This is a genomic window from Bradyrhizobium frederickii, assembly GCF_004570865.1.
In the GTDB taxonomy this organism is placed as follows: Bacteria; Pseudomonadota; Alphaproteobacteria; order Rhizobiales; family Xanthobacteraceae; genus Bradyrhizobium; species Bradyrhizobium frederickii.
In genome coordinates, this window is the sequence record NZ_SPQS01000001.1 from 104,398 (window position 1) to 126,912 (window position 22,515).

21 protein-coding genes and 2 pseudogenes are annotated in these 22,515 nt (G+C 61.8%); 12 read left to right on the top strand and 11 right to left on the bottom strand.

Annotated features, from left to right (window positions below; translation table 11 throughout):
- Positions 1-236: 236 nt before the first annotated feature.
- Both E4K64_RS00430 and E4K64_RS00435 read right to left on the bottom strand, forming a co-directional pair.
- Positions 237-851 carry a cysteine hydrolase family protein gene (locus E4K64_RS00430; protein WP_135161666.1) on the bottom strand — a complete coding sequence of 205 codons (615 nt, stop codon included), beginning with the start codon at positions 849-851 and terminating at the stop codon, positions 237-239.
- A 3-nt stretch (positions 852-854) separates the two neighbouring features.
- On the bottom strand, positions 855-1,529 hold the full coding sequence (locus E4K64_RS00435; RefSeq protein WP_135162049.1) for a glutathione S-transferase family protein: 675 nt from the start codon (positions 1,527-1,529) through the stop codon (positions 855-857).
- Between the two features lie 171 nt (positions 1,530-1,700).
- On the opposite strand from E4K64_RS00435, the gene E4K64_RS00440 reads away from it, so the two are divergent.
- Complete coding sequence (locus E4K64_RS00440; RefSeq protein ID WP_135161667.1) at positions 1,701-2,600, top strand: AraC family transcriptional regulator; 900 nt, start codon at positions 1,701-1,703, stop codon at positions 2,598-2,600.
- A 47-nt stretch (positions 2,601-2,647) separates the two neighbouring features.
- On the opposite strand, the gene E4K64_RS00445 is transcribed toward E4K64_RS00440, so the two are convergent.
- Entirely contained in the window at positions 2,648-3,289 is a 642-nt protein-coding gene (locus E4K64_RS00445) for a cyclase family protein (RefSeq protein ID WP_235884422.1), read from the bottom strand.
- Positions 3,290-3,330: 41 nt separating this feature from the next.
- Positions 3,331-4,737: a sugar ABC transporter ATP-binding protein gene (locus E4K64_RS00450; protein WP_167771723.1), complete on the bottom strand. Its 1,407-nt coding sequence runs from the start codon at positions 4,735-4,737 to the stop codon at positions 3,331-3,333.
- Positions 4,738-5,494: 757 nt separating this feature from the next.
- On the opposite strand from E4K64_RS00450, the gene E4K64_RS00455 reads away from it, so the two are divergent.
- Positions 5,495-6,397 (top strand): LysR substrate-binding domain-containing protein, encoded by a 903-nt coding sequence (locus E4K64_RS00455; RefSeq protein WP_135161670.1) that lies wholly within the window; start codon positions 5,495-5,497, stop codon positions 6,395-6,397.
- Between the two features lie 35 nt (positions 6,398-6,432).
- On the opposite strand, the gene E4K64_RS00460 is transcribed toward E4K64_RS00455, so the two are convergent.
- The 3 genes and pseudogenes from E4K64_RS00460 to E4K64_RS40850 form a co-directional block, all read right to left on the bottom strand.
- The gene (locus E4K64_RS00460; protein ID WP_235884423.1) at positions 6,433-6,741 is read right to left on the bottom strand and encodes a site-specific integrase; all 309 of its coding nucleotides are present in this window, start codon (positions 6,739-6,741) and stop codon (positions 6,433-6,435) included.
- A gap of 535 nt (positions 6,742-7,276) precedes the next feature.
- Positions 7,277-7,846, bottom strand: a pseudogene (locus E4K64_RS00470) (SDR family oxidoreductase); the annotation flags it as partial.
- A gap of 513 nt (positions 7,847-8,359) precedes the next feature.
- Positions 8,360-8,593 (bottom strand): hypothetical protein, encoded by a 234-nt coding sequence (locus E4K64_RS40850; protein ID WP_209311921.1) that lies wholly within the window; start codon positions 8,591-8,593, stop codon positions 8,360-8,362.
- Between the two features lie 83 nt (positions 8,594-8,676).
- On the opposite strand from E4K64_RS40850, the pseudogene E4K64_RS41000 reads away from it, so the two are divergent.
- A pseudogene (locus E4K64_RS41000) lies at positions 8,677-8,858 on the top strand (helix-turn-helix domain-containing protein); the annotation flags it as partial.
- Between the two features lie 174 nt (positions 8,859-9,032).
- Here the strand turns inward: E4K64_RS41000 and E4K64_RS00485 are convergent.
- Positions 9,033-9,548 (bottom strand): winged helix-turn-helix transcriptional regulator, encoded by a 516-nt coding sequence (locus E4K64_RS00485; protein ID WP_060735362.1) that lies wholly within the window; start codon positions 9,546-9,548, stop codon positions 9,033-9,035.
- Positions 9,549-9,790: 242 nt separating this feature from the next.
- On the opposite strand from E4K64_RS00485, the gene E4K64_RS00490 reads away from it, so the two are divergent.
- Both E4K64_RS00490 and E4K64_RS00495 read left to right on the top strand, forming a co-directional pair.
- Positions 9,791-10,423 carry a 2-hydroxychromene-2-carboxylate isomerase gene (locus E4K64_RS00490; RefSeq protein ID WP_135161671.1) on the top strand — a complete coding sequence of 211 codons (633 nt, stop codon included), beginning with the start codon at positions 9,791-9,793 and terminating at the stop codon, positions 10,421-10,423.
- Between the two features lie 100 nt (positions 10,424-10,523).
- Positions 10,524-11,723 (top strand): CaiB/BaiF CoA transferase family protein, encoded by a 1,200-nt coding sequence (locus E4K64_RS00495; RefSeq protein WP_135161672.1) that lies wholly within the window; start codon positions 10,524-10,526, stop codon positions 11,721-11,723.
- A gap of 25 nt (positions 11,724-11,748) precedes the next feature.
- Here E4K64_RS00495 and E4K64_RS00500 read toward each other — a convergent pair whose 3' ends face one another.
- Both E4K64_RS00500 and E4K64_RS00505 read right to left on the bottom strand, forming a co-directional pair.
- Positions 11,749-12,426 carry a glutathione S-transferase family protein gene (locus E4K64_RS00500; RefSeq protein WP_135161673.1) on the bottom strand — a complete coding sequence of 226 codons (678 nt, stop codon included), beginning with the start codon at positions 12,424-12,426 and terminating at the stop codon, positions 11,749-11,751.
- A gap of 1 nt (position 12,427) precedes the next feature.
- Positions 12,428-13,171 (bottom strand): SDR family NAD(P)-dependent oxidoreductase, encoded by a 744-nt coding sequence (locus E4K64_RS00505; protein WP_135161674.1) that lies wholly within the window; start codon positions 13,169-13,171, stop codon positions 12,428-12,430.
- A gap of 235 nt (positions 13,172-13,406) precedes the next feature.
- Here E4K64_RS00505 and E4K64_RS00510 point away from each other — a divergent pair, with 235 nt between their 5' ends.
- The 7 genes from E4K64_RS00510 to E4K64_RS00540 all read left to right on the top strand — a co-directional run bounded on the left by E4K64_RS00510 (position 13,407) and on the right by E4K64_RS00540 (position 21,134).
- The gene (locus E4K64_RS00510; RefSeq protein ID WP_135161675.1) at positions 13,407-15,011 is read left to right on the top strand and encodes a class I adenylate-forming enzyme family protein; all 1,605 of its coding nucleotides are present in this window, start codon (positions 13,407-13,409) and stop codon (positions 15,009-15,011) included.
- Positions 15,012-15,028: 17 nt separating this feature from the next.
- Positions 15,029-15,766, top strand: a complete 738-nt coding sequence (locus E4K64_RS00515; protein WP_135161676.1) for an SDR family oxidoreductase — start codon at positions 15,029-15,031, stop codon at positions 15,764-15,766.
- Positions 15,767-15,780: 14 nt separating this feature from the next.
- A complete protein-coding gene (locus E4K64_RS00520) occupies positions 15,781-16,962 on the top strand; it encodes an acyl-CoA dehydrogenase family protein (protein WP_135161677.1) in 1,182 nt (393 codons plus the stop codon).
- Positions 16,963-16,985: 23 nt separating this feature from the next.
- Positions 16,986-18,116, top strand: a complete 1,131-nt coding sequence (locus tag E4K64_RS00525; RefSeq protein ID WP_135161678.1) for an acyl-CoA dehydrogenase family protein — start codon at positions 16,986-16,988, stop codon at positions 18,114-18,116.
- Between the two features lie 15 nt (positions 18,117-18,131).
- Entirely contained in the window at positions 18,132-19,319 is a 1,188-nt protein-coding gene (locus tag E4K64_RS00530; protein ID WP_135161679.1) for an acetyl-CoA C-acyltransferase, read from the top strand.
- A 22-nt stretch (positions 19,320-19,341) separates the two neighbouring features.
- Positions 19,342-20,355, top strand: coding sequence for an NAD(P)H-dependent flavin oxidoreductase (locus tag E4K64_RS00535; protein ID WP_135161680.1), 1,014 nt, complete (start codon positions 19,342-19,344; stop codon positions 20,353-20,355).
- Positions 20,356-20,480: 125 nt separating this feature from the next.
- The gene (locus E4K64_RS00540) at positions 20,481-21,134 is read left to right on the top strand and encodes a flavin reductase family protein (RefSeq protein ID WP_135161681.1); all 654 of its coding nucleotides are present in this window, start codon (positions 20,481-20,483) and stop codon (positions 21,132-21,134) included.
- Between the two features lie 125 nt (positions 21,135-21,259).
- Here E4K64_RS00540 and E4K64_RS00545 read toward each other — a convergent pair whose 3' ends face one another.
- On the bottom strand, positions 21,260-22,462 hold the full coding sequence (locus tag E4K64_RS00545) for a multidrug effflux MFS transporter (protein ID WP_235884425.1): 1,203 nt from the start codon (positions 22,460-22,462) through the stop codon (positions 21,260-21,262).
- Positions 22,463-22,515: the final 53 nt, after the last annotated feature.

The following is a 22,515-nucleotide window of genomic DNA, read 5'->3' on the forward strand; positions in this document are numbered from 1 at the left end:
CCTGGCGCCGGCGTCGGAGAACCTTGGCGGCACCGAACGGCGGTAAACCGCGATCGCGCACAGATCCCCGGCGTCAGCTTACTCAGCGGCAGGCTCACGACCTCCGCCATCGATCCGCTGGCGCGCCGCGACCGGGCGCATGCCCCGTCCGGAGCTAGCGCGCGATCTCGTCGGTCAACCAGCTCCCGCTCTCGCGATCGCCGGCACTGCCGTCGTGGTGCCGGGCATGAGGGGCGTCACGCGTGCGTCAGGAAATCCTGCGTGGTGATCGCGTTGGCGTAGAACGGCGCGATGTCGCTCAGGAACGCGATCTGCTGGTCGCTGGTGAAAGCCGCCGACGCGTCGCAAATGACGTTGGTGTGGTAGCCGAGGTCATGCGCGTTGCGCACCGTCGACTCCACGCACTGCCTGAGCGCGAAGCCCGTCACGTAGGTGTCGAAAATGCGGTTGTTGCGCAGGTAGCTGTCGAGCGTCGTCCCGGCGAAGGCGCTGCTGCCGCCGGGACGCTCGCCTACGACAAATTCGCCGTCCTGCGGTTCGAAACCGGGAAAGAAATCGGCCTGCTCGCCGAGAAACGAGCCGTAGACGGGTATCAGCTTGCGCAGGCTGTACTTGCCCTCGCCCAGCACCTTGAACGTCGGCTCGAACCGAAGAGAGACGTGGATTACGTCCATGTCGTCGCGGTGGCGGGCTTCTGCGAGGACTGTCCTGGAATTGGCGACGGCGGTGTCGAACGGCTCTCGGTCCTGGAACTGGCCGTTGATGCCGCCGGTGCGATGTCGGTCATAGGTTTTGTCCTCTGTCGGAAAAGAATAGCCAGGCGCGGTCCCGCACCTGGCGACAGGCGACAGGCGTCAGGCGGCGGCGAGCGCCCCGTTCTGGCGCAGATGGTTGCGGAAGCGGTCGGCATAGTCGGGCACCACGGCGTCTTGGACGCTCGGCCGCGCCGCCAGGGCTGCGCGCCACGCTGAGACGCGCGGCAGGCCCTCGAAGACCGCCTGCGACACCGCCGGATTGATGATCCCGAAATAGCGGAAGAGCGGGGCATAGACCGCATCGACCATGCCGAAATCGGTACCGGCGAAATACGGCCCTACGCCCAGCTCCACCTCCAACTTATGCAGCTTGTCGCGGAACGCGGTGCGCCGGGCGTCGGCGGTCGGAGCGTCGACGGCGTGGAGGAACTGCCAGCCGTCTGTCAGGGTCTGGGTCGAGAACTCGATCCATGCGCGGTGCCGGGCGCGGGCGAGCGGATCCTGTGGGTACATCGAGGCACCGTCCTGCGTTTCGTTCAGATATTCGCAGATCACCATGCTCTCGAAGAGGACCGCATCCTCTCCGTCGGGCTGGCGCAACTTGAGCACCGGCACCTTGCCGGTCGGCGACAGCGCCAGGAACCAGTCAGGCTTGGCTGACAGATCGACGTTGATCCGTTCGAACGGGACCCCCTTTTCCAGAAGGGTGATCGCGGCGCGTTGGACGAACGGGCAGAGCGGGTGGCTGATGAGGGTGAGGCTCGTGTCGGTCATGGGCGGCCCTTCGTCGAGATGATCCAGCCGGAGGCGCCGCCGCTGCGGTGCCAGTCCGATACCAGCCAGATAGATCCCGCACGCGTCGTACGCTCGCCCGATACTCTCAACTTGTTGCCCAATTGTCTCAAGAGCTTTGCCTTGGAGAACAAACGATGCCATATAGGGGGCATGACCGACCATCTTCAGCCACATCTCGACCTCGCCCTGCGTCACGCGCGATCGGGGATGACCGTGACGCCGATCCCCCGCCTCGAGATCGGCGTCGGTCAGACGACCTCCGGCACGTCGCCCTGCCTCTACCGCTCGATGATCTGCTTCATCCTGCAAGGCTCGAAGGACGTGACGATCCACGACAATCTGCTCCGCTACGATGCTGAGCAATATCTCGTCAGCGCTCTGGACTTGCCGCTGAGCGGCCAGATCCATGATGCAGGCCACGGCCGGCCGTATGTCGCAGTCTCACTCGTCCTCGATCCTGCACTGCTTGCGCAGATTGCGTCCACCATGCCGCTGATACGCGACGCCGATGCGCCGGGCAGCGGTATCGCGATCAACCCAATGACGCCCCCGCTTCGCGACACGTTGCTGCGCCTTCTTGCGCTGCTCGACACGCCGAGCGACGTCCCAGTCCTGGCCCCAATGGTTGAACGCGAGTTGCTCTATCGTCTCTTGCAGGGACCTCAGGGGCGCCTGTTGCGCCATATCGCCCGGCCCGAGGGAGCGCTTGGCCGGATCCGGCGTGCGGTCGAATGGATCCGCGAAAACCACAACACGCGGCTGCGGATCGAGGCCTTGTGCGAAGCAAGCGGCATGAGCCGTGCCAGCCTGCATCGCCACTTCGTCGCGCTCACCGGGCTCAGCCCGATCCAGTATCAGAAGCAAATCCGCTTGCAGGAGGCGCGACAACTGCTGCTCTCCGGTGAGCGAACCGCTTCAGATGTAGCCTTCGCAGTAGGTTACGAAAGCGCCTCGCAATTCAGTCGAGAATATCTTCGGCAGTTCGGCGCACCGCCCGTCCGCGACGTGCGTCAGCTTAGGCAGGCGGTCGGGAGTCCGGCAATGCACTGATTGTCACGTCGCAAGCCTTTTGCCCCCACCTTCGCGCCATGGCTGGCTCAATCCTCGCAAAAGGCAAGTGGGCGAATGGGCGAGCCCGATCCTTCCTTGATTTTGAGCGGGGTGGCGACGAATAGGCTGCGCAATGAAAGCTTATGCAGATTGGTCAACATCTCGATAATTAGGATTCCGTTCGGTAACCAGTGGGTGGTATGTCCGGTGGTTTCCTGCCCGACACCGTCGATGACGGCCATGTCGCAGGCCACGGTATCGCAACCGATCGCGCGAATGCCCCGCTCCTTGAAGTAGATGATGGCATCTTCGCGAATGCCTGGAGCATTCTTTACGAACCAGGTACTTTCGTCGTCGGTCCGCCAAAAGCGCTGCATCCAGCCAAAGTTTATCAGTGGGATTTCACCTTCGCCGAGCTGGACTCCCCTCTCGGCCTCATAGGCTTTCACCATATTCAAGGTCACCAGATCGCCGGGTTGCATGTGCTTGTCGGAAAAGTCGTAAAGTACCGCTGGTGCGATCAGAATGTCGGCTGGAAACGTATCTATCGACATGTGCAGTAGGTGCTCATGGAAATGCACCGGCGCATCTACGTGAGTGCCGGTATGCTCGGAGATCATCAGAAACTGGCAATAGTATCCGTCGCGTGCACTCAGTCGCGCCTTATCGATCACCAGCGGCGGATGCATTGGCCAATTCGGGATGCCTCGCTCCAGAGTAGGCGACAGGTCTACCACTCGCATGGCGGGCCTGGTCCTCGTGGCACGTCTCGACAGCGGTCAAAGGCCGTGAAATTGGAGAGCGCCACGTGATCGCCGCTGCCGTCATCGATCTCCGGCTCGGAAAGAAGCCATTTCGCGGCCACGACCTTCTGCTGGTTGCCGCCGGAGAGCTGCGACATGGGCTGCTCAACCGAGCCACACTTTACCTTCAGGCTCGCGACATATTGCTGTACACGCCGGAGTTCGCCGTACCGGTCGAGGATACCGTAGCGATTGAAGCGGTTGAGCGCAGCAAGCGTCATGTTGCTTTCGATCGAATGAGCTTCGATCAAGCCGTCGCGCTTTCGTTCGGCCGGAACATAGGCGATGCTGTTGCGGATCGCGTCGCGCGGCGTCCTAACCGAGATGACCCGTCCGCGGATCTGCATCGAACCGCTCACGCGTCCCGCATGAGCGCCAAACAGCGACCGGGCCAAATCGAAGGCCCCGGAGCCGAGCAGGCCAAAAACTCCTAAGATCTCTCCTGATCGGACATCCAGGTGGATGTTTTTGATAGCAGGGACCCGGCCGGCTCCCGTGCTTTCTACGGTCCAGTCGCGGACCGAGAGGATCGGTTCGCCGACCTTAGCAGCCACCTTTGGATACATCTCGATGATGTCCCGCCCCACCATGGCTTGAACAATCCGACGGGGCGTGTCGCCTTGGCCCGGAAGCCTAAAATGGTCGACGACTCTGCCGTCCCGCATCACCGACACCACATTGGCGACGCGCTCCAACTCGCGCAGCCGATGGGATATGTAGATGGTGGTGACACCATGCCGGTGCAGGTCCGCGATCCGGGCGAACATGAGCTCGGTCTCGCGCTCTGTGAGGCTCGACGTTGGTTCGTCGAGGATGAGCAGCTTCACGCCTTGCGTCATCGCGCGGGCAATACTGACCAACTGCTGCTGGTGGGTGCTTAGATTGCCCATCTGCTCCAGCGGCGAGGCATCGAGCCTGAAGACGTCGAGCCAATGCGCGGCATCGGCCCACAGCCTCCTCGTGTCTACCATCCCCCAGCGCTGGGGCTCGCGGTTGAGAAACAGATATTCGCCAACCCGCAACTCCGGCACGACGCTGAGTTCCTGCGGGACCAGGAACACTCCATGTCGCTCGGCATCGCGGATGCTGTCGAAGCGGCGGCCAACACCGTCTATTTCGATTGCGCCGGCGTAATCGCCGATGACGCCTGACAGGATCTTCACCAACGTCGACTTGCCGGCGCCGTTCTCGCCAGCAATGGCATGCACGTCGCCCTTCTCGAATGTGATCGACACGCCGCGCAGCGCGTGCGCGCCGCCAAACCTTTTGTCGATGCCGACAACCTTAGCGGCGCTAAGTTCGGCTGCGCATGAACTGGCGATGTCAGCACTCATGGCCGCGGCTTCTCGTTTCCTTGCGCACATGGGGCGCGACGAGCGAGCGCCACTGAGAATGGGATCGTGTTTTTTCCAGGTAAAGGCTCATGTTCGATAGGGGCGGCTACTGAACGATTTCAGTCGGAGTTGCGATGCTGAGATACTTCCTGAAACAGCCGCTCAGCTACCATAAGCCTGAGCGCGAGCTGACGGCGATCGGTTTCATCCCTAACTTCCTGTTGTTTATCCGAGCCAGTGTCGGCTCTTGGTGTCGCTGATTTCGCCGCAGTCCCCCACCTTGTGTGATACGCACCTATCGTGCTGTGGGTTCGAGCATGCGTGCAGCCAGTCCGCCAACACTAAACATTCGCTTCCGGGGCGGGACTGTAGAAATTCTCAGCCGTATATGAGTTTTTGTAACGCCTGCAGCCGACGAGCGCACCGTTTTGCCTGGGCAACCAATCTTGCCCTCGGGGCACGCCGCTACATCGCGACGGCGGTGGCAGCGTCTCCTCGATTCCCGCTTCAACAGATCAGGCAGCAATTTCACCTATTGCGTTGCGCCTCGAAGGCGGCCGAACAGCGCATGTAAGTTTTTCTCGTATCTGCATTCGTCCCTGCGGATGTCGGTGCCGCCAACCTGATGCCGTGGTCGCTCCGGACAGGGCCGGCCACGGCGCAAAAAACCGGTTGCCTCCGAATAAACCGCGGCTCAAAAAGACAATCGGCTGGACGGGCCTGATATGAGAAGATGTCACATACGTCGGAGGATCGGATGTCCACATCGTTGCCTTCTTTGAACGCACTCCGCGCATTTGAAGCAACGGCTAGACATCGCAGCATCAGCCGTGCCGCCGTCGAGCTGGGTGTGACACATGGCGCCGTTAGTCGCCAAATCAAGGCGCTCGAGGAGGTCATGGGTGTGTCGCTCCTCAAGCGCGGCACCAGGGAATCGGTGCCAACCCGGGAGGGCGAGCAACTCGTTGACGGGTTGTCGACGGCGTTCAACCTCATTCACGCGACGATTGAGCGTTTGAAACCTGGACCGTTAACACTGTCCTGCTCGGCGTCGATAACCATGTGCTGGCTTATTCCGAGGATGCCCGGTTTGTACGCCAAGCACCCCAACATGGAAATCAAGCTCGACATGAACTACGACCGAGTGGATTTCACGCGTGACAACATCAGCGTAGCTATTCGCAACAACACGTTCGAACCGCCGAAATCGGCGGTTATTCGTCCACTGGGCACTGAGTGGATCGGTCCGGTGTGTTCTCCGGCCTATCTCAAGTCTATCTCGCTGAAGAAGCGCAAAGATTTGTCGAACGCCAGATTGCTCGCGACTACGACGCGCCCAAACGCCTGGACTGATTGGCTCGCAGCTGTCGGAGAAGAGGAGAGGGCACCGCAAGTGCATCAAAGGTTTGATCATTTCTATTTGATGATCCAGGCCGCGACTTTCGGACTGGGGATCGCCGTTGTCCCACATATGCTCGCTATAGACGACTTGGAATCCGGCCGGCTGATTGCCCCGTTTGGCTTTGCGCCTGGAAAACGTCAGCTCTCGCTTTGGATCGCGCCGCACCTTGCCTCGAGGAGCGACCTCAAGACACTAGAGAGGTGGCTTTCGCAAGAGCTGCGGGAAGGGTTGAAGCGCGCGTCGCTTTTCGGCCGTTAGGTCCGCGCCTTCCACCCTAAAATAGAAGAGAACATTTACGCGCGTTTTCCAATCGGCACCACGGTTCCATCACTCCGCGGCACCGGGGACACGACTGCGGCCCTGGCGAGGTCTTCCAAGGCGGTTGCAATGTATTTCGCGTAGTGCCGCTCAATCATTTTGACCGAGGTGTTGTGCAGTTTAGCGACCTGTTGGATGGGCAAACCCTTTCGGAGACCGCGCGCGATGCTCAAGTGCCGCAAAGCATAGGGAATCACATCCAGCATACCGGCGCGCTCGCGAATGGTCTTCCAGGGACTTGCTGGCTTGGCCGCCCGGCCATTGCGGGCAAAAGCACCTCGCATTGACGATGCTCGTCGCACAATCAAAGCTTGTCTGTGAGCTTTGGGAGAACCACGTGAGATGCAATCGACGAGAGAAAACTGGCCGATAACAGTCACAAGTCAGTCTGTCCACTACCGAATGTCGTAGAACCGAGCACGCCATTCGCGCAGCGGCTCACCTGCACGATTGACGAGGCATGCGAAGTGACCGGCTTGCGACGCACGAAGCTGTACGAGTTGATAGGAGCTGGCCGTATCGTCACGACAACAATCGGACGTCGGCGACCGGGAGTGGTACAGTCACTTCTGGCGCTCCTTGACACCAACATGTCGAACTAGTGCACGTGCGACTTAAAGGGAGCCCCCAGCAGCACGGGGCGAGGACGCGCTCGGGGGGAAGGATGCGGGCTTGGGAGCGGATAGCTCAGCCGCGAGCGGCAGAGTTCATCGCCTCGGAGTATACTGTACCACTCGCGAATGCGCGGGACCCGCGCGTCGATGCCAAAGGTAACGCGTGCGAGATGGCTGAGAGACGACTGCGACGCCACCTCGATTGTCAAATGCTGGCGATCAAGCCACCGTCGACGCGAATGACACTCCCCGTGAGGTAGGACGCCCGTTCGCTCGCCAGGAATGCGACGACGTCTCCGTATTCCTCCGGCCTCCCATAGCGACCGAGGGGGATCGACCCGGTGCTCTCGGCCGCAACGGCTTCGACGCTACGTTTTTCGCGCTTGGCCTTTTGCTCGTCCAGGAAGCCGATGCGCGCCGTCGCGATCCGCCCGGGCAGCACGATGTTGGTTGTCACGCCGTCACCACCGACCTCGCGCGCAAGGGTTTTCGACCAACCGACCAGCGAGAGTCTGAGTGCATTCGAGATGCCTAGATTGGGGATCGGCGCCTCCACACCCGACGAGGTCGAGGTGATAATCCGCCCCCATTTGCGCGCCCGCATGCCGGGCAGCACCCGATCCGTAAGAGCGATAACTGACAGCACCATCGACTGGAAGTGCTTGGCCCAGAGGTCGCTCGGCTGGCCAGAGGCCTGTGTTGGCGGTGGACCGCCCGTATTGTTGACGAGGATGTCGACTGGGCCGAGTTCAGCCTCGATCTGCCCGACGCGCGCTTGGCTCAACGAAGCGGGTGTCGGCGTCGTTCACGGGGCCGCATTCGGTATGTCCCCATACGTGCGTATTGCCTACGCGGTTGACACGGATGTCTTGCGTGCCGCGCAAAGCGTGTGAAACGCTCGTGAGACCGAGCTGAGGCTCGCCGAATACTCGACCCATCACCGGGCGTGGCCCGCGCCGCTTGCCCAACGATGCCAATGAAGATGACGGCCGCGTTGCTCGACGCTGTGCACAGGCGACCCGCAATCGGCGACCAACGGGCCGCAGTCGTCCTCCGCCCTTGCGTGGCTCGTTCGTGTAGCAAGCGCATTGACGGTCTCGAATGTAGCCTCCCAGCGTTGCCAGATGCAAAGAGATGGGGTAGGGGCTCTCCAAGGGCCGCCAGCTCCGCCTCGACGCGCAACCGCTCTCGCCTCAGCTCGGCGATCCGTGGCTTTGCATCCTGCGGCGGTCGGGCAGGTCACGATCAAGCTTGTCTCGGCGCGCTTCCGGGCCTTATCTCCGCAACGCTAGTGCCGCAGCACGGGTGGCAGGTCCTGTTTCTCATTGGCGGCGTGATCCCGATTGCGGCTGCGGTCCTCGCGATCTTTCTCCTGCCGGAGTTTCTGAAGTTTCTCGTGCTGAATAATCGCAGGCGCGAGGCGATCGTTCGGGTCGTCCAGGCACTCAACTCGAATGTCGCCATTGATCCAGAGACGCGCTTCATGATCCAGGACGACCGTAACAGGATTGACGTAACGCATCTTGAGCCCGTGGCATGGGTCCCACTGCCCGGAGCGCCGCATCTTCTCCAGAGCCTCCCGCGTGCGGGCGTAGGGGTAATTGAAGACGGGCGAGGGCGCGCCAACTTTTGCTTGCCGGCGAGCATACTGCGTCCGACGTGGCGTTCGCGGTGGGCTATGAGAGCGCGTCCCAATTCAGCCGAGAGTACGTTCGGCATTCGGTGCGCCGCCGGCGCGCGACGCTCGCCAGATACGGCAGGCGATCGCGATTCCAGCGATCACGTAAAGCCTTCAAGACGTGGCGCGAAAAGCAGTTTACACGCGCGGCCTTCCCCAAGCGTCCGCAGGGAGCGGATTGCTGCCACCAGTGACGTTGCCTGCGACCTGGCAAGGTTTTTCACGAGAAGCGACGCTAATGAACTCGCCTGCGGCCATTGCGCGGAAACGCGGCTTGGGGTCCTTACGCCGCTTTCTTGCGGGGCTTCGGCTTTGCCTTTTTGTCGAGCAAGACTCTCTCCGGAGCCGGGCGCGCGCCTGGACCAGGATGGACATGAACTTCCTTGGCCGAAAGCGGCTCTCCGCATTCGGAGCACACCATGACGGGGTCGAACATCTTGCCGCACTTGCGATGCTCGTGCAGCAAGGGGCGTCCGCGTTCGTCGACCATGTGGGTGTCGCCCCAATGCACGAGCGCCATCATGATCGGATAGAGATCGAGGCCCTTTTGCGTCAGGATATACTCGTGGCGTTTAGGCGACTCCTGGTAAGGAATGCGGCGCAGGACGCCCAGCCGAACCAGCTTTTTCAGTCGCTCTGCGAGCAGATGGCGGGTGATTCCAAGCGCTGACTGGAACCCCTCGAAGCGGCGCGTGCGCAGGAAGCATTCGCGGAGAATCAGAAGAGTCCAGCGGTCGCCAATCACACCGATGGTGCGAGCCATCGAACACGGCTCTTCCTCAAGTTCATCCCATTTCATTCCTGCTCTCCGGTCGACCGGCGCCTGTTCCGCTCGAATCAGGGGGAGCGGCAGGCGCCACCTCCACCATTCTAGATAGGCACTAAAGTGGATACAATACCCTGCCGGTCGTCTCAAACCAACGGAATTCAAAGTAGATTTGACAGTTCAATTTTAGAACTATAGAAGGAGGGGCAGCCTGCGTTCGGCCTATAAGATCACGCCAAGCCCAATAAACATCGCGCTCTGCGGGAGGAGCTGACATGTCCCTGAAAGTTGAATTCCTGTTCGATTTCGGCAGCCCGAACGCTTACCTCGCGGAACTTGCCCTTCCCGGAATCGAACGGCGCACCGGCGTGAAATTCGAATATGTCCCTATCCTGCTCGGCGGCATCTTCAAGGCGACGGGCAACATGTCTCCGTTCGAGTCGCTTCATGGCATCAAGAACAAACCCGAATACCAGGCGCTGGAGACGCAGCGCTTCATTCGTCGGCATAACGTGACGAAATTCCGTTCCAATCCGTTCTTTCCGGTCAATACGCTGATGTTGATGCGCGGCGCCGTCGCGGCGCAGTTCGAAGGCGTGTTCGAACCCTATTTCCGCGCGGCCTACCACCACATGTGGGAGGAGCCGAAGAAGATGGATGACCTCGAAACCTTCCGAGCAGCGTTCATCTCCTCAGGCGTCGATATCGATCGGTTGCTTGCACGTGCGCAGCAGGACGACGTCAAGAAAGGGCTGATCGATCGAACCACCGACGCCGTCAACCGCGGCGCATTCGGCTCGCCGACCTTCTTCGTTGGAAAGGAGATGTTTTTCGGCAAGGACCAGCTTCGCGATGTGGAGGAGTCGATCGTCGAGCAGATCGGCCAGCCCGTTTCGAAGACGGCCTGAGGCCAGAACCTGGAGCTTTTGCAGAGCCGGGCAGACGTCCGCGCGCCTGCATGACGAAAGCTCAGTCGGCCTTATAACAAGTCAATTCAGGGAGAATGTCATGCCAGGTCCACTCAACGGCGTTCGCGTCCTCGATCTGACAGGCGTGGTGTCGGGCCCGTTCGCGACCATGTTCCTGGCGGATCAGGGCGCCGACGTCCTGAAGATCGAGCCGATCGGCGGTGATATTACCCGGCGCAGCCGCGCCACCATCGACAAGGATGGCGAGTTTTCGGCACTGTTCATTTCGTCGAATCGCGGCAAGCGCTCGCTCGCCATCGATGTCAAAAGCGCAGCCGGCCGTGAGGTTCTCGCCAAACTGGTCGCGCAAACCGATGTCCTGGTGCAGAATTTCCGGCCGGGCACCATGGAGCGTCTCGGTCTCGGCGTCGAAGAGTTGCGCCAGCACCATCCGCGCCTGATCTATGTTTCGATCAGCGGTGTTGGCGACAGCGGACCCTATGTGAAGAAGCGTGTTTACGACCCGATCATTCAGGGCCTGTCGGGCTTTGCCGATATCCAGTCGCAGCCGGTCACGAACCGTCCGCAGATGATCCGGACTATCGTCTGCGACAAGACCACCGCCGTGTTCACCGCCCAGGCGGTCGCGGCAGCCCTCTACGCGCGCGAGAAGACAGGGCAGGGTGATCACATCCAGGTCGCCATGCTGGACGCGATGATCTCGTATTTGTGGCCGGAAGGCATGATGCAATACACGGTGGTGGGTGCCGAGGCCACTGCTGCAGATCCCAACGATCGGCCGGATCTCGTGTTCAAGACCAGCGACGGCTACATCACCGCCGGTACCATTTCCGATTCCGAATGGCAGGGTTTTTGCCAGGCGTCCGGCGATCCGGAGCTTGCCAAGGATCCCCGTTTCTCGACGCCGGCGGCGCGCTCCGTCAACGCCACGGCACGCATCAACAAGATGGCGGAGTATATCAGCCAGCACACCACCGCCGAATGGCTGGAGCGTCTGGACGCCGCCGACGTCCCCTGTTCGCCGATCCTGCGGCGGGGCGAGATCATTCACAATGAACAGGTGGTCGCCCGCGATATCATTGCCGAGTTCGACCAGCCGAAGGTCGGGCGGGTGCGGCAGCCGAAGCCGGCGGCGCGTTTTTCGGTCAACGAGGCCACGATCGGCGGGCCTGCTCCCAGGGTCGGCGAGCACTCCCGGGACGTCCTACACGAGCTGGGCTACGACGACGGCGCCATCGACAAGATGGTCGCCGAGCGCAGCGTGCGCGTCGCGGTCTAACCGCGAAACCCGTTGGCGACGTCTTCTAGGCCTTCGTCGGCGCCGGCGTGATCGGCGCCATCGGAACATTCGCTGCAACGGCTCGCCGAAAGGCTTCGCGTTTCCGGATGCGCTCGAGATAGGGCTGAGCGTTGTCGCAAATGCCGACGCCATAGGCGATGGCCCACTCGAGGCACGTCGTGAGCAGGATGTCTGCGCTCGTAAAACGGTCGCCCATCAGGAATTTCCGGCCGTCTCCGAGCGCGACTTCAACATGGTGCAACTGCTGGCGGAAATACTCGCCGGCCTGGGCAACGACCTCGGGTGCGATGCCGTAGATCGGTCCGAGCGCGTCAGCCCGATGGCGGCGCATCACGTAAAGGCTGGTGGAATCCAGCTCCGCGACGATGAAGAAGCACCATTCCAGCCACGCGGCATACTCGCGCGGGGCGTCCGGGATCAGCGATCGTTCCGGCGTGGAATACATGCGCGACAGGTAGGCAACGATCGCTGCGCTCTCGCCGATGCAGAAATCGCCATCTTGAAGCAGCGGGATCTTCTGGCGCGGATTGAGCTTCGAGTATTCTGCGGTCTTGGTTTCGCCGGTTCGTGGGCCAATGGGCCTTGTCTTGTAGGCCAAGCCCAGTTCGTGCATGGCCCAGTGCGGACGAATGGTGCGACTCGTTCCAACGCCCCACAGGGTCAGGTCTGGTGTCGCATTCATATTACCATTTCTCCACGGACGGACGGAGATCGAGCTCGTGGGTCCAGCCATCTTTGCTCTGCTGGTGGGTGAACCAATAAGCTTCGGCAATGGAAGACGTCTTGGTCAGGCTATCGGGCGGAATGTCGCTTGCTTCGATGCCCTTCGCTGCCTTCATGCGTTGGTGAATCGCCTCGCTATCCACGCCGGCGTCGATCAGGAGATGCACGACGTGGATGTTCTTCGGTCCAAGCTCGCGCGCCATCGCCTGGGCCACTGCACGAAGGCCGAACTTCGCTGATGAAAATGCTGCAAATCCCGGGCCGCCACGCACGCTTGCCGTCGCACCCGTAAAGAAGATGGTGCCGCGTCCGCGCGACAACATCACGCGGGCGGCCTCACGTCCAACCAGGAAACCACCATAGCAGGCGAGTTCCCAGGCCTTGAAGAAGAGCTTCTCCGTGGTGTCGAGCAGAGGCTTGTTGACGTTCGAGCCGGCATTGTAGAGGCAAACCTCGATAGGCCCGTGCTCTTTCTCGACCCGCGCGAAAATGCCTTGGACTTCCGCCTCCTGACGCGCATCCACGCTGAATGCGTGAACGTCATGCCCCACAGCCCTCAGTTCGGCCACGAGTCCCTGCGATTTGGACGCATCGCGTCTGCAGATGCAGACCGTATAGCCGCCTTGGGCAAAACGCCGGGCGACCGCCGCGCCAATGGCATCGCCTGCGCCAACAAGTATCGCTACACCGCGGCTCGCCGCCATCCTCGATCCTCCCATCAAGTTCTTATTTGATACTATAGCCTAACTGCGAGATGCTGCGTTGTAAACGGAGGTTTTTAGGAGCCGCGCAGAAGTTCATGCTCGCAGATGATTGTCTATTCGACTCCGGGAAAAGGCTGACGACGATATATTGATTGACGAGTTCTAAAAAAGAACTATAAGTCGAGGCCAATTGTGCCGCATTGCAACGTCGGCATGGTCGGTCGGGAGGTCAGTCGTGGCGGAGCTTTCAGAGACGATCAGTGTCGACGAGATTGCGGCCGGCTTGCCGAACCGAATCCATGAAGTCACGGCAGGGCCGGTTGCCAGGGCGCCCGACCGGATTGCGCTGGTCGAGGACGGAGCTTCCTGGAGTTATCGAGATCTGGAGCAGCGCGTTGGCGAGATCGCCACCATGCTCTCATCGCTGGGGATCAGAGCCGGCGATCGGATGATCATTGTCAGCGAGAACTGTATTGCGCTTGCCGCTTTGTTGCTGGCGGCGAGCCGGCTCGACGCCTGGGCGATTGTCGCCAACCCGCGCTTGTCGGCGCGCGAACTGGACCAGATCCGCGACCACAGCGGCGCCCGACGGACGTTTTTCACGTCGGGTATTTCGAAGGAGGCCGCTGCCCACGCCTCTCGCTACGGCGCCGAGAACCGGCGAATTGGCGCGCTGCCGGAAATTGGTGTTGGCCCGCGCAACGAAAGCGCGGTGGTCCAGCCGGTGGAAGCCGATCCAGCAAGGCAAGTCGCGGTTTTGATCTACACGTCAGGGACGACGGGGACTCCCAAGGGCGTGATGCTCTCCCATGACAACCTTCTGATCAGCGCAAAGACCACCGCGTACTTCCGCAGGATGAACGAGAAGGACAAGATCTATCTTGTGTTGCCGATCTCGCATATCGTCGGCATCTCGCTCCTGATCATGACGCTGATGGTTGGTGGCACGGTGCGGATGGTCAGCAAATACGATCCTGCCGCGACTGCAAAGGCCATCGCGGAGGAGGGTGTCACCATCCTCAATGGCGTGCCTGCCACCTATCAGCGCCTGCTGGAGTACAAGAGCGTATCAGGCGTGGAGCAACTCCCCCGAGGCTCGTTGCGCTTGATTGCCGTCGCCGGCGCGCCGCTGGATTTGAACCTGAAGGTGCGCGTGGAGAAGGAGTTCGGGCTTCCCTTGCTCAACGGCTACGGAATCACCGAATGCTCGCCGGGAATATCAGGGGTACGTTTCGATAGGCCACGTTCGGATCAGGCGGTTGGCACGCTGCTGCCAGGCGTGGAGGCGCGGGTGCGAACCATCGAAGGATTTCCCACGGTGTCAGGTGAAGTCGGCGAGCTGCATGTTCGCGGGCGCAACGTGATGCTGGGGTACTATCGTGCCCCAGAGCTCACCGCGAAGGTGATTGATAGCGAGGGCTGGTTCAATACCGGCGATCTCGCGCGTTTCGACGGCGATTGTCTGTACATTGTCGGCCGCACCAAGGAAATGATCATTCGTTCCGGTTTCAACGTCTATCCCGCGGAGGTCGAAGCAGTCCTCAGTTCACACAAGGACGTCGTGCAATCCGCTGTGGTCGGTCGTGCCGCGGACGGCAATGAGGAGATCGTGGCCTTTGTGCAGTTGCTGCCAGGATCTTGCACGACACCAGAGACCCTGATGCATTTTGTCCGGTCTCAGCTTACTTCTTACAAGCGGCCGTCCGAAATTGTCATCCTCGACGCCTTGCCGGCGACGTCGACCGGCAAGATACTCAAGCACAAGCTCGCGGAGAGCTTGCGCGAAGGCGGCGCAGCCCCTGCGGTGCAGACGCCCGAATTCCGCAGGCAACACATCTAACTTACCGGGAGGACATCTTGCAAAAGAGAAACGCGACCGTGGCCGTCATCGGCGTCGGAGACTTCATCGGCGGCGAGATCGCCAAAAAGTTCGCCGCAGAAGGCTTCACGGTCTTCGCCGGCCGTCGTAACGGCGAAAAATTGGCTCCCCTCGTCAGGGATATCGAGGCTGCCGGCGGAGAGATTCACGCACGCTCGCTTGATGCTCGCAAGGAGGACGAGATCATCTCCTTCCTCAACGATGCAGACAAGCATGCGCCGCTGGAAGTCTGCATCTTTAACATCGGGGCGAACGTCAATTTCCCAATTCTGGAAACCACAGAACGCGTTTTCCGCAAGGTCTGGGAAATGGCCTGCTATTCCGGTTTTCTGGCCGGTCGCGAGGCGGCCCGCCTCATGCTTCCGCGCGGGGGTGGCAACATCTTCTTTACCGGGGCGACTGCCTCGCTCCGCGGCGGCAGCGGGTATGCCGCTTTCGCAAGCGCCAAATTCGGCCTTCGTGCGGTCGCGCAGGCCATGGCCCGCGAGCTCGGCCCGAAAAATATCCATGTCGCGCATCTCATCATCGATTCCGGCGTGGATACCGAGTGGGTTCGGCAACGCCGGCTGGAGGCTCTCGGGCCGAACGCGCTGGATGATCCGGATGCGTTGATGCCGCCGTCCTCCGTTGCTGCATCGTATTGGCAGCTCTACCAGCAGCCGAAAAGCGCATGGACATTCGAGATGGAGATTCGTCCCTTCGGCGAGAAGTGGTAGCGGAGCCTGCCACGATGGAGCTCAAGCTTTCCCGCGAGGACGCCGCGTTTCGCGACGAGGTGCGCACTTTCATTGCGGAGAACTATCCGCCGGAGATGCACGTTCCCAATCCGGAGACCGACCTGACCAAGGAGCAGTCGCTGCTCTGGCACCGGATCCTCTACAAGAAAGGCTGGATCGCGCCGCTCTGGCCCAAGGAGTATGGCGGCCCGGGCTGGTCCGTCACACAGCGCTTCATCTTCGAGCAGGAGACCTCGCGCGCCGGCACGCTGCCGCCGCTCGCCTTCAGCGTCACCATGGTCGGGCCGGTGATCTACACCTTCGGCAACGAGGCGCAGAAGCAGAAATTTCTGCCGCAGATTCTCTCCGGCGAGGATTGGTGGTGCCAGGGCTATTCGGAGCCGGGCTCCGGCTCGGACCTCGCAACCGTCAGAACCAAGGCCGTGCGCAACGGCGACCACTACATCGTCAACGGTCACAAGACCTGGACCACGCTGGCGCAGCATGCCGACTGGATCTTCTGCCTCGTGCGCACCGATCCGAGCGCGAAGCCGCAATCCGGCATCTCGTTCCTGCTGATCGACATGAAGTCGCCCGGCGTCACCGTGCGGCCGATCATCACGATCGATGGCAGCCACGAGGTCAACGACGTCTTCCTCGAAAACGTCCGCGTGCCCGTCGAGAACCTGGTCGGCGAGGAGAACAAGGGCTGGACCTACGCCAAGTTCCTGCTCGGCAACGAGCGCACCAGCATGGCCGGCATCGGCCGCTCCACCCGCTACATCAGCAAGCTGAAGCAGATCGTGAAGTCCGAGATACCGGCCGACGATCCGGCGCATCTCGAATTCCTGCGAGACATTGCCCGCATTGAGCTCGACGTGCTGGCGCTGGAGGCGACGGAGCTGCGCGTCGTCGCCCAGATGGCGCGCGGCATCGATCCAGGGCCGGCGGCCTCGCTGTTCAAGATCCGCGGCACCGAAATATTCCAGGATATCACCGAACTCACCCATCGCGCGATCGGCAATTACGGCCTGGCCATCCGCGAGCATCCGGTCAGCGCCAACCGCTTCATGCCTGGCCCCGAATACGGCCACACCGCATCGGAGAAATATCTGAACGCGCGCAAGCTCAGCATCTACGGCGGATCCAACGAGATCCAGCGAAACATCATCGCCAAAGCCGTGCTCGGGCTCTAGCCGCGACGGATCGGGAGGATCGGATGGATATTCAGTTCACGGAAGAGCAGGAATTGCTGCGATCCAGCGTCCAGCGCCTGCTGCGCGACCAATACGACTTCGAGGCGCGGCGCAAGATCGTGGCGAGCGAGGAGGGTTTTAGCCGGACGCAGTGGGGCGCATTCGCCGAGCTTGGCCTGCTCGCTGCACCGCTCTCGGAAGGCGCGGGCGGTCTCGGCGGCGGTCCGCTGTCGACCATGATCATCATGCATGAGTTCGGCCGTCACCTCGTGGTCGAGCCTTTCGTCGAGACGGTGGTGCTGGCCGGCGGCCTGATCGAGCACGTCGGCACGACGGAGCAGCAGCAGGCCTTCGTTCCCGGCATCATCGACGGCTCCAGGATCTGGGCACTGGCCTGGGCGGAGAAGAGCTCCCGCTTCGACTTTGCCAATGTCACGACGAGGGCGCGGCGCGACGGCAGCGACTACGTTCTGACCGGGGCGAAGACCATGGTGATCGCGGCACCCTGGGCCGATAACCTTATCGTCTCGGCGCGGACCTCCGGCGACGGTCGCGACCGCAGCGGCGTCAGCCTGTTCGTGGTCGATCGCCGCGCCACCGGCCTCGATCTCCAGAGCTTCAAGACCATCGACGGCCGCCGGGCCGCCGAGATCGGCCTGCGCGAGGTCCGCGGCCAGTTGCTCGGGCGAGAAGGCGAGGGCGTTGCCGCACTGGAGGCCTGTCGCGACCGCGCCATCGGCGCGCTGTGCGCGGAGACGGTCGGCGCGATCGGTGAGCTGAATTCTGCGACGCTGGACTATTCCAAGACCCGCAAGCAGTTCGGCACCACGATCGGCTCCTTCCAGGTGTTGCAGCATCGCATGGTCGACATGTTCATCGCCCATCAGGAGGCGCTCTCCCTGATGCAGCATCTGAGCCTCAGCCTCGGCACCGGCGATGCCGGCCTGTCGCGGCTTGCCTCCGGTGCCAAGTCGAAGGTCGGCTATGCCGGCAAGTTCGTCGCCGACCAGGCGGTGCAGCTTCACGGCGGCATGGGAATGACCGACGAGCTCAACGTCGGGCACTATTTCAAGCGAATCTCCTCCGTCAACATCCAGTTCGGCGATCCCGCCTTCCACGTGCTGCGTTACGCACAGCTGGATGCGGCCGCGTAAAGAGAAGAGGTCAGCATGACGACTGAAGCAGTCATCGTTTCCACCGCCCGGACGGCGGTGGGCAAAGCCTATCGCGGCGCGCTCAACAACACGGACGGCCCGACCATGGCGGGACACGTGATGGCCGAGGCCGTGAGACGCGCCGGCGTCGCACCCGGGGAAGTGGAAGACGTGGTGATGGGCTGCGCGATGCAGCAAGGCACGATGGTGATGAACGTGGCGCGCAAGGGCGCGATCCGCGCCGGCCTGCCGGTGACGGTCGCCGGCACGACCATCGACCGGCAATGCGCCTCCGGCTTGCAGGCCATCGCGGTGGCCGCGCGCTCGGTGATGCTCGACGGCGTCGAGGTCGCGATCGGCGGCGGCATCGAGTCGATCAGTCTCGTGCAGAACGAGCATATGAACAAATTCCACGCCGTCGACGACGAACTGATGGCGATGAAGCCCGAAATGTACATGTCGATGCTCGACACGGCGGAGGTCGTCGCCGAGCGCTACAAGATCGGCCGCGACAAGCAGGACGAATACAGCCTCGAGTGCCAACGTCGCGTCGGCGCCGCGTTGCAGGCCGGCCGCTTCAACGACGAAATCGTGCCGTTCACGACCAGGATGGCGCTGGTCAACAAGGACACCAAGGAGGTCACCTACGAGCAGATGACGCTCACAAAGGACGAAGGCCCGCGTCCGGAAACTACCGCCGAAGGCCTCGCCAAGATCAAGCCGGTGTTCGAGGGCAAGACCATCAGCGCGGGAAATGCCAGCCAGCTTTCGGATGGTGCCTCGGCCTGCGTGATCATGAGCGACAAGATTGCAGCCAGGAAGGGCCTAAAGCCGCTCGGCATCTTCCGCGGCTTCGTCGCGGCGGGCGTTGAGCCGGACGAGATGGGTGTCGGCCCGGTCGCAGCAATTCCGCGGCTGCTCAAGCGCCATAATCTGAAGATCGATGACATCGATCTCTGGGAGCTCAACGAGGCCTATGCGGTGCAGGTGATCTACTGCCGCGACAAGCTCGGGATCGATCCGGACAAGCTCAACGTCAACGGCGGCTCGATCGCGATCGGCCATCCCTACGGCATGACCGGGTCGCGGCTCACCGGCCATCTCCTGATCGAGGGCCGGCGGCGCAAGGCGAAGTACGGTGTGGTGACCATGTGCATCGGTGGCGGCATGGGCGCGGCGGGCCTGTTCGAAATCATCCACTGAACGGCAACGCGGGAGATCATTCGTGAAGACAGCGATCACTGAACTGTTCGGCATCGAGCACCCGATCATCCAGGGCGGAATGCACTATGTCGGCTTCGCCGAAATGGCAGCGGCCGTGTCCAACGCCGGCGGGCTCGGCTTGATCACGGGCCTGACGCAGAGAACGCCGGAGCTGCTGGCCAAGGAGATCGCGCGCTGCCGCGACATGACCGACAAGCCGTTCGGCGTGAATCTCACATTCCTGCCGACCTTCAGTGCACCTCCGTATCCGGAATACATCGCGGCCATCAGGGAGGGCGGCGTCAAGATCGTCGAAACCGCCGGGCGCAGCCCCGAGCAGTACATGTCGGCCCTGAAGGCGGGCGGCATCAAGGTGATCCACAAATGCACCTCCGTCCGGCACTCGCTGAAGGCCGAGCAGATCGGCTGCGATGCTGTCAGCGTCGACGGCTTCGAGTGCGGCGGCCATCCCGGCGAGGATGACATGCCGAACATGATTCTGTTGCCGCGCGCGGCCGAGGAACTGAAGATCCCGTTCGTTGCCTCGGGCGGAATGGCGGACGCGCGCAGCCTGGTTGCGGCGCTGGCGATGGGCGCTGCGGGCATGAACATGGGCACGCGCTTCATCGCCACCAAGGAAGCGCCGGTGCACGAGAACGTCAAGAAGGCGCTGGTCGCGGCGACGGAGCTCGACACCAGGCTCGTTATGCGGGCGCTGCGCAACACCGAGCGGGTTCTGAATAACAAGGGTGTCGAGCAGCTGCTCGAGACCGAGCGCGAGAAGGGCAAGAGCCTCAAGATCGAGGACATCCACGACCAGGTGGCGGGTGTCTATCCCAAGGTGATGATCGACGGCGACATGGACGCGGGCGCCTGGAGCTGCGGCATGGTCGTCGGGCTCATTCACGACATTCCGACCGTGAAGGAGTTGATCGACCGCATCATGGCGGATGCCGAAAGGCTCATCCGGCAGCGCCTGACTGGCTTCCTCGACGGCACCGGGCAGCGGCCGGCTGCGGCTCGGGCGATGGCTTAGCCGGAAGGACATACCGCTTCCGGACGTTCTGACGGAGGCTATGCGCACACATGGTCATGCGTGCGTCGATCTTTGTTGAAGCTCAACGGCCAAATCGACGGCCTTCGGCAGCTTCGGGGGCATTTATGGACCAGGCCGACTTCCACTACTACGAGCCTTCGAAAGGCCACGGGCTCCGGCATAACCCGTTCAATGCGATTATCGCGCCGCGTCCAATCGGCTGGATTTCATCGCGCAATGCGGCCGGTCAATTGAACCTCGCGCCGTACAGTTTTTTCAACGCGTTCCTCTACGATCCTCCGATCATCGGGTTCTCCTCGATTTCGTGGAAGGACACCGTCAAGAACGTCAGCGAGACCCGCGAATTCGTCTGGAATCTGGTCACCATGGATCTCGGCGAGCGCATGAACGTGACAGCGACGCCGCTCGATCACGGCGTGAGCGAGTTCGAAGCAGCCGGATTGACGCCGATACCCGGACGCCACGTAGCTGTGCCGAGAGTAGGCGAGAGCAGGGCCGCAATGGAATGCAAGGTCGTCGACGTCTCTCAACTGGCGAATGCGCGTGGTGAGAAGGTGGAGGGGTGGTTCGTACTTGGTGAGGTCGTCGCGGTCTACATCGACAAAACGTTGATCGAGGACGGCGTCTACAACACGGCACTTGCACGTCCCATTCTGCGCGCCGGCCGGGGTGGAGATTATCTCGAGGTCAGGACCGAGAACATGTTCGAGATGAAGCGCCCAGCGGGCAGCAGCAAGCCGGAATTCCACGGGACCTGATTGCGCTGGAAGCAGGCTCAATTGTCGGGCCGGCCAAGCCTTGCCGCGTATTGCCCGAGGCCTAAGCCCGACCTCGCAAAGCCGATGAGTGACTGAACGGAAACGCGTCCGGAGTCATGCGCCCATCAAGACCCCGAGCCCCGCGCGTACAGGCCAAGAGCCAGCAGGGAAAACACGCTCATCACGACGCCCAGAGCAAACATTGCTTCATGTGACACTGTGGCAGCAAGCCATACTCCAATCGCGGCGACCATCATCTGCAAGAAACCAAGTAGCGCCGAGGCCGCGCCGGCTTTCTCGCCGAATGGAGAGAGCGCGCGCGCTGTGGACAACGGACTGACGATGCCCATGCCGAGGAGATATACGCTCATCGCGCCCAGAAACGGCAGGAAGGTCGGGCTGATCATCGAGATGAGCAGGATCGCAAGGCTGCTGGCGGCTGTCGCGCACAAACCTGCCCGGATCGGACCATCGAGCCCGTAGCGTGGTGCCAATCTTGTGGCAAGCATACCCGCGGCGAATACGATGAAGACGGTGCCGGCAAAGAAGAGCCCGAGCTGGATCGGCGTGAAGTGCAACGCTTCGATGAATAGGCGCGGCGCAGCGGAAAACATCGAGAACAAGCCGCCCATAGTGAGGCTCGAGGCGGCCGCGGGGGTAGCGAAGCGACGGTCTCCAATCAGACCGGCATAGGTCCTGCCAACGACAACTGGATTGAACGGCGTGCGGATCGAATTGTGGGTTTCGCCAAGAACGATGGCGTAGGCAACGGCGCTGACGGCGGCAAAGGCAGCGACCAGCGCGAATTCGGCGCGCCAGCCCAGGCTGTGGTCGAGGGCGCCGCCAAGCAGCGGCGAGAACCCGGGCGCTGCGGACATTACGATCATGATGAGCGCCATCGCGCGCGCCAGTGCCGCGCCACTGAACATGTCGCGGGCGATGGCGCGAGACAGCACTGATGTCGCGCAAGCACCTGTTGCCTGCACGACGCGGCCGATGAGGAGATTGGGCAGGTCGGTTGCCAGACCGCACCAAACGCTGCCGACGAAGAACACCGCAAATCCGATCAGGACCGGCCAACGTCTTCCGTAGCGATCCGAAAGCGGTCCGACCAGGAGCTGGCCTAACCCGAACACTGCAAGAAACACGGTGATGGCGGACGTGACCTCTGCAGTCGTGACATTCAATGAGATCGCAATCTGCGGCAGAGACGGCAGCAAGATGTTAGTCGCGAGCGTTCCCATCGCGGCCAGGACGGAAAGGACCGCGATAGGCAGGGCGCTGGAGGTGGGAATGTCACGCGGCGCGGTGTTGATCAGGTCAGCCATGGGATCTTTCGCGTGACAGGGATAGGTAGATCAAGGCGGCGAATGACGCGGTT

Bases quoted from the DNA above. Each gene is read 5' to 3' on its own strand.
- E4K64_RS00435 (WP_135162049.1), bottom strand. From the start codon at position 1,529: ATGACCGACACGAGCCTCACCCTCATCAGCCACCCGCTCTGCCCGTTC.
- E4K64_RS00440 (WP_135161667.1), top strand. From the start codon at position 1,701: ATGACCGACCATCTTCAGCCACATCTCGACCTCGCCCTGCGTCACGCG.
- E4K64_RS00445 (WP_235884422.1), bottom strand. From the start codon at position 3,289: ATGCATCCGCCGCTGGTGATCGATAAGGCGCGACTGAGTGCACGCGAC.
- E4K64_RS00450 (WP_167771723.1), bottom strand. From the start codon at position 4,737: ATGAGTGCTGACATCGCCAGTTCATGCGCAGCCGAACTTAGCGCCGCT.
- E4K64_RS00455 (WP_135161670.1), top strand. From the start codon at position 5,495: ATGTCCACATCGTTGCCTTCTTTGAACGCACTCCGCGCATTTGAAGCA.
- E4K64_RS00460 (WP_235884423.1), bottom strand. From the start codon at position 6,741: ATGCGAGGTGCTTTTGCCCGCAATGGCCGGGCGGCCAAGCCAGCAAGT.
- E4K64_RS40850 (WP_209311921.1), bottom strand. From the start codon at position 8,593: ATGCGTTACGTCAATCCTGTTACGGTCGTCCTGGATCATGAAGCGCGT.
- E4K64_RS00485 (WP_060735362.1), bottom strand. From the start codon at position 9,548: ATGAAATGGGATGAACTTGAGGAAGAGCCGTGTTCGATGGCTCGCACC.
- E4K64_RS00490 (WP_135161671.1), top strand. From the start codon at position 9,791: ATGTCCCTGAAAGTTGAATTCCTGTTCGATTTCGGCAGCCCGAACGCT.
- E4K64_RS00495 (WP_135161672.1), top strand. From the start codon at position 10,524: ATGCCAGGTCCACTCAACGGCGTTCGCGTCCTCGATCTGACAGGCGTG.
- E4K64_RS00500 (WP_135161673.1), bottom strand. From the start codon at position 12,426: ATGAATGCGACACCAGACCTGACCCTGTGGGGCGTTGGAACGAGTCGC.
- E4K64_RS00505 (WP_135161674.1), bottom strand. From the start codon at position 13,171: ATGGCGGCGAGCCGCGGTGTAGCGATACTTGTTGGCGCAGGCGATGCC.
- E4K64_RS00520 (WP_135161677.1), top strand. From the start codon at position 15,781: ATGGAGCTCAAGCTTTCCCGCGAGGACGCCGCGTTTCGCGACGAGGTG.
- E4K64_RS00525 (WP_135161678.1), top strand. From the start codon at position 16,986: ATGGATATTCAGTTCACGGAAGAGCAGGAATTGCTGCGATCCAGCGTC.
- E4K64_RS00530 (WP_135161679.1), top strand. From the start codon at position 18,132: ATGACGACTGAAGCAGTCATCGTTTCCACCGCCCGGACGGCGGTGGGC.
- E4K64_RS00540 (WP_135161681.1), top strand. From the start codon at position 20,481: ATGGACCAGGCCGACTTCCACTACTACGAGCCTTCGAAAGGCCACGGG.
- E4K64_RS00545 (WP_235884425.1), bottom strand. From the start codon at position 22,462: ATGGCTGACCTGATCAACACCGCGCCGCGTGACATTCCCACCTCCAGC.